Genomic DNA, 4,563 nt, shown 5'->3' with positions numbered 1-4,563 from the left:
GGGGAACTGGGTGAAGCCGCCGAGGTCCTTGACCACGGACGGTACGGCGGTGGCCAGGATCGTCGCGTCGATCGCGACCAGCCCGACGCTCAGCATCACCGCGAGCAGGATCGGGCCCCGTTCCGACCGAAGCCCCACACTCGTCCGGTCGATCCGCTCAGTAGTCATATTGCAGATCAATGTATGTGAGGCCGCAGCCATTCCCCACTCGCAGATCGGCTGCCGGACGGCGGACACGGTGAGCTCACGGACCGTTACGCTCCGGAGGCCGCTGGTCGGAGAGCCGGTTCGGTAAGGGCGTAGCTGAGGAGGGGCAGGACGCCGAGCGGCTGCGGTTGCGTGGGGTCTTGCTGGATCAGTTGCGGCGCTCGGATCAGCGGCCCACCTATCTACCCGCCGCGGGTGATGCGCGGCTGGCGGCAGTGTGTGACTTGCTGGCGGATGATCCTTCCGATTCCCGGAGCTTGGTGGAGCTGGGGCGGGAGGTGGGGGCCAGTGAGCGGACCTTGAGCCGGCTGTGCAAGAACGAACTGGGGATGACGTTTCCGTAGTGGCGGACTCAGCTGCGGTTGCAGCAGGCGTTGATTCGGCTGGCCGTAGGGGAGTCCGTCACGCGGGTGGCGCATGCCTGTGGATGGGCCTCGACGAGTGCGTTCATCGACACCTTCCGGAGAGCCTTCGGTCACACGCCGGGTTCGCGGAGGGCCTGATCCAGGATCTTGCTCCACTGGCGGACGATCCCGCGCCGCCGGGTGCTGTCGTCGGTCAGCAGGTCGGCGAGCCCGAGCCCGCGCGCCATGTCCAGCACCCCTTGCACGGTCTCGCGAACCCCGGGCGTGCGTTCGTTCACGTCCAGCACTTCGAGCAACGCCCGGTGCGCCTGCCGCCCCACATGCGCCTCCAGCCGCACGATCTGAGCGCGCAGCGCCTCCTCGGTCGACGCCGCCACCCACAGATGCAACGCGGCCCGGAACAGCGGCCCGGTGTACACGTCCGCCAGCATCCCGACGATCGCCTCGGTCCGCCCGGCGCCGCTCGGCAGCGCGGACGCCTGTGCCCGGATCTCGGCCAGCCGTACCTCGGTCATGTACTCGACCGCCGCCGCGAACAGGTCCGCCCGGGTCGGGAAGTGGTGCTGCGCCGCGCCCCGCGACACCCCCGCCCGGGTCGCCACCACGCTCACGGTGGTCGCGGCGTATCCGACCTCGGCGAGCGACTCGACCGCGGCCTCGAGCAGCCGCTGCCGGGTCGCCCGCGAACGGTCCTGCTGCGGCGCCTTCAGGACCTCACTCACGGGCCCGCAGCTCCCGGCGGAGGATCTTCCCGGACGCCGCCTTCGGTACCGCGTCGATGAACTCGACCTGCCGGACCTTCTTGTACGGCGCCACCCGCGCGGCGACGTACGCCATCACGTCCTCGGCGGTCAGCGAGACCCCGGGCATCGGCACCACGAACGCCTTCGGTACCTCGACCCCGTCCGCGTCGACGCCGATCACCGCCGCGTCCGCGATCCGGTCGTCGGTGAGCAGGACCGCCTCCAGCTCCGCGGGCGGCACCTGGTACCCGTGGTACTTGATCAGCTCCTTCACCCGGTCCACGACGTACAGGTAGCCGCGCGCGTCGACCCGTCCGATGTCGCCGGTGTGCAGCCAGCCGTCCGCGTCGACGGTGGCGTCCGTGTCGGCCGGACGCCCGAGGTACCCCTTCATCACCTGCGGGCCGCGGATCCAGATCTCGCCCTCGTCCGTATCGTTGCCGTCGGCACCGACCAGCCGCATCTCGGTGGACGGGAACAGCTTGCCGACCGCGCCCGGCGGCGGCTCCGGGTCGTCCTGCGGTACGGCGTGCGTACCGGGTGACAACTCGGTCATCCCGTACGCCTGCAGCACCGCGTGCAACCCGAGCCGCTTCGCGCACGCCTCGGCCAGCTCACCGTCGAGCGGAGCAGCCGCCGAGGTCACGTACTTCAACGCGGACAGGTCTACCCCATCCACCGCCGGGTGCTTCGCGAGCGCCAGTACGACGGGCGGCGCCACGAAGGCGCGGGTGATCCGCTGCTCGTCCAGCGTGGTCAGGAACTGCTGCAGCTCGAACTTGGGCAGGACGACGACCGTCGCGCCGAGCCGCAGCGGGAGGTTCATCAACACCGACAGCCCGTAGATGTGGAAGAACGGCAGGATCGCGATGATCCGCTCCTCGTCGCCGAGCGTGATCATCACCTCGGCCTGCGAGATGTTCGTCGCGATGTTCCGGTGCGTCAGCATCACGCCCTTGGCGGCGCCGGTGGTCCCGCTGGAGTAGGGCAGCACCGCGACGTCCACGGCCGGGTCGATCGACACCTCCGGCTCCGGACCGGTGGACGCGAACAGCTCCTGGATCGAGCGGTACCCCTCGGCCTGGTCGCAGACGAAGATCTGCTCGACCCCGGTACCCTCGACCGCCGCGGTCGCGGCCGGCAGGAACAGCGAAATCGTCACCAGCAACTTCGCCTTCGAGTCGATCAACTGCTTGTGCAGCTCGTCCGCGGTGTAGAGCGCGTTCACCGTGGTCACGGTCGCGCCGGCCCGGGTGGCGCCGTAGAACACCACCGGGTACAGGATCGAGTTCGGGCTGTAGAGCGCGATCACGTCGCCGTGCCGGATGCCGAGCTCGGCCAGGCCGGCCGCGACCCGGCGGGTCAGGTGGTCCAGCTGGGCGTAGCTGAGCTCCTTGCCGGTGACACCGTCGACCATCGCGGGCCGGTCGCCGTACTCCTGGGCTCTGCCGAGAACGGCGTCGTGGATCGGTACGTCGAGCACCTCGACGGGCGGGAACTGACTGGTGATGATCATTGCCCCACTCCTTCTAGTACGACTTCGGCAGTCCGAGGCTGTGTTGTGCGACGAAGTTCAGGATCATCTCCCGGCTGACCGGCGCGATCCGGGTCGCGCGGGCGGCCGCGACCAGCGAGGCGACGCCGTACTCGACCGTCATACCGTTCCCGCCGAGGGACTGCACGGCCTGGTCGGTCGCGCGTACGGCGACCTCGCCCGCGGCGTACTTCGCCATGTTCGCGGCCTCACCGGCGGCGAGGTCCTCCCCGGCGTCGTACAGCGCCGCGGCCTTCTGCATCATCAGCCGGGCCAGCTCGAGCTCGATCTTGATCTGGGCGAGCGGATGCGCGAGCCCCTGGTGCGCGCCGATCGGCGCCTTCCAGACCTGACGTTCCTTGACGTACGCCGTCGCCTTGCCGAGCGCGTGCCGCGCGATCCCGATCGCGAACGCCGAGGCCATGATCCGCTCCGGGTTGAGCCCCGCGAACAGCTGCATCAGCGCCGCGTCCTCGGACCCCACGAGCGCCTCGCGCGGGAGTTGGACGTCGTCCAGGAACAGGGCGTACTGCTTGTCCGGGCTGATCAGGTCCATCTCGATCTGCCGGAACTCCACGCCCGGCGCGTCGATCGGGACGATGAACAACGCCGGCTTGAGCTTGCCCGTACGAGCGTCCTCGGTCCGGCCGACGACCAGGACCGCCTTCGCGACGTCGAGGCCGGAGATGAAGACCTTGCGCCCGGTCAGCGACCAGCCGTCGGCGGTCCGGCGGGCGGTAGTGGTGATCTGGTGCGAGTTCGAGCCGGCGTCGGGTTCGGTGATCGCGAACGCCATGATCGTCGTACCGTCGGCGAGGCCCGGCAGCCAGCGCTGCTTCTGGTCGTCGGTGCCGAACCGCGAGATCACCGTGCCGCAGATCGACGGCGAGACCACCATCATCAGCAGCGGACAGCCGGCCGCGCCGAGTTCCTCCAGCACGATCGACAGGTCGGCCATCCCGCCGCCTCCGCCGCCGTACCGCTCGGGCAGGTTCACCCCGAGGAACCCGAGCTTGCCGGCCTCCAGCCACAGCTCGGCGGTGTTCCCGCCGGAGCGGGCCTGCCGGTTGAACCACTCGTACCCGTACTTCTTGCCGAGCTCGCCGACCACCTTCCGCAGCTCACGGCGCTCTTCCGACTCGACGAAACTCATGCGTCCTCCCCAACCACGGCCAGTACGGCGCCGACCTCGACCTGTTGTCCGGCCGCCACCTTCAGCTCACCGACGATCCCGTCGACCGGCGCGGCGATCGTGTGCTCCATCTTCATCGCCTCCAACCACAACAACGGCTGCCCCTGCGTCACCACGTCCCCAACCTGCACACCCACCCGGACCACAGTCCCCGGCATAGGCGCCACCAACGATCCAGCAGCCACCTGCTCCGCGGGATCCACGAACCGCTCGACGGGCGTCAACGCGACACTCCCCAACCCCGAGTCCACACACACGAGCCTGTCGTACGCCGCCACCCTGAACACCCTGCGGAGACCATCGACCTCGAGCACCACCTGATGCGGGGTGCTGCTGACGAGAGTGATGTTGTCATCGGCAACCAATCCGTCTCGGGTGAGACGGTATGAGATCTCGTGCACCGCACCCCCGACGCGATAGCTCTTCGTCTGTGGCTGCGAAGGAAGGTTGCGCCACCCGCTGGGAACTTGCACGGGAGTACGCCGCCCCGCCGCGTCCGCCAGCGCAGCAGCCAACGCCGAC

At 69.3% G+C, this 4,563-nt stretch carries 5 protein-coding genes; 1 reads left to right on the top strand and 4 read right to left on the bottom strand.

Annotated elements, in window-relative coordinates; translation table 11 throughout:
* The first annotated feature begins 569 nt into the window (after positions 1–569).
* Positions 570–710 carry a helix-turn-helix domain-containing protein gene (locus VFF46_RS19755; RefSeq protein ID WP_325038633.1) on the top strand — a complete coding sequence of 47 codons (141 nt, stop codon included), beginning with the start codon at positions 570–572 and terminating at the stop codon, positions 708–710.
* Here the strand turns inward: VFF46_RS19755 and VFF46_RS19750 are convergent.
* From VFF46_RS19750 to VFF46_RS19735, 4 genes are all read right to left on the bottom strand, one after another.
* The gene (locus tag VFF46_RS19750; RefSeq protein WP_325038632.1) at positions 683–1,294 is read right to left on the bottom strand and encodes a TetR/AcrR family transcriptional regulator; all 612 of its coding nucleotides are present in this window, start codon (positions 1,292–1,294) and stop codon (positions 683–685) included. The two genes, VFF46_RS19755 and VFF46_RS19750, sit on opposite strands and share 28 nt — an antisense overlap.
* Positions 1,287–2,831 (bottom strand): AMP-binding protein, encoded by a 1,545-nt coding sequence (locus VFF46_RS19745; protein WP_325038631.1) that lies wholly within the window; start codon positions 2,829–2,831, stop codon positions 1,287–1,289. Before VFF46_RS19745 ends, VFF46_RS19750 begins: the two co-directional genes overlap by 8 nt.
* Positions 2,832–2,844: 13 nt before the next feature.
* Positions 2,845–4,002 (bottom strand): acyl-CoA dehydrogenase family protein, encoded by a 1,158-nt coding sequence (locus tag VFF46_RS19740; protein ID WP_325038630.1) that lies wholly within the window; start codon positions 4,000–4,002, stop codon positions 2,845–2,847.
* A partial coding sequence (locus tag VFF46_RS19735) for an acetyl-CoA carboxylase biotin carboxyl carrier protein subunit (protein WP_325038629.1) occupies positions 3,999–4,563 on the bottom strand: 565 nt, incomplete at its 5' end. The genes VFF46_RS19740 and VFF46_RS19735, both read right to left, overlap by 4 nt.

Source organism: Kribbella sp., assembly GCF_035655035.1.
GTDB lineage: Bacteria > Actinomycetota > Actinomycetes > Propionibacteriales > Kribbellaceae > Kribbella.
Note: the sequence above shows the minus strand (reverse complement) of the source record. Positions and strands in the feature narration are given on the sequence as shown.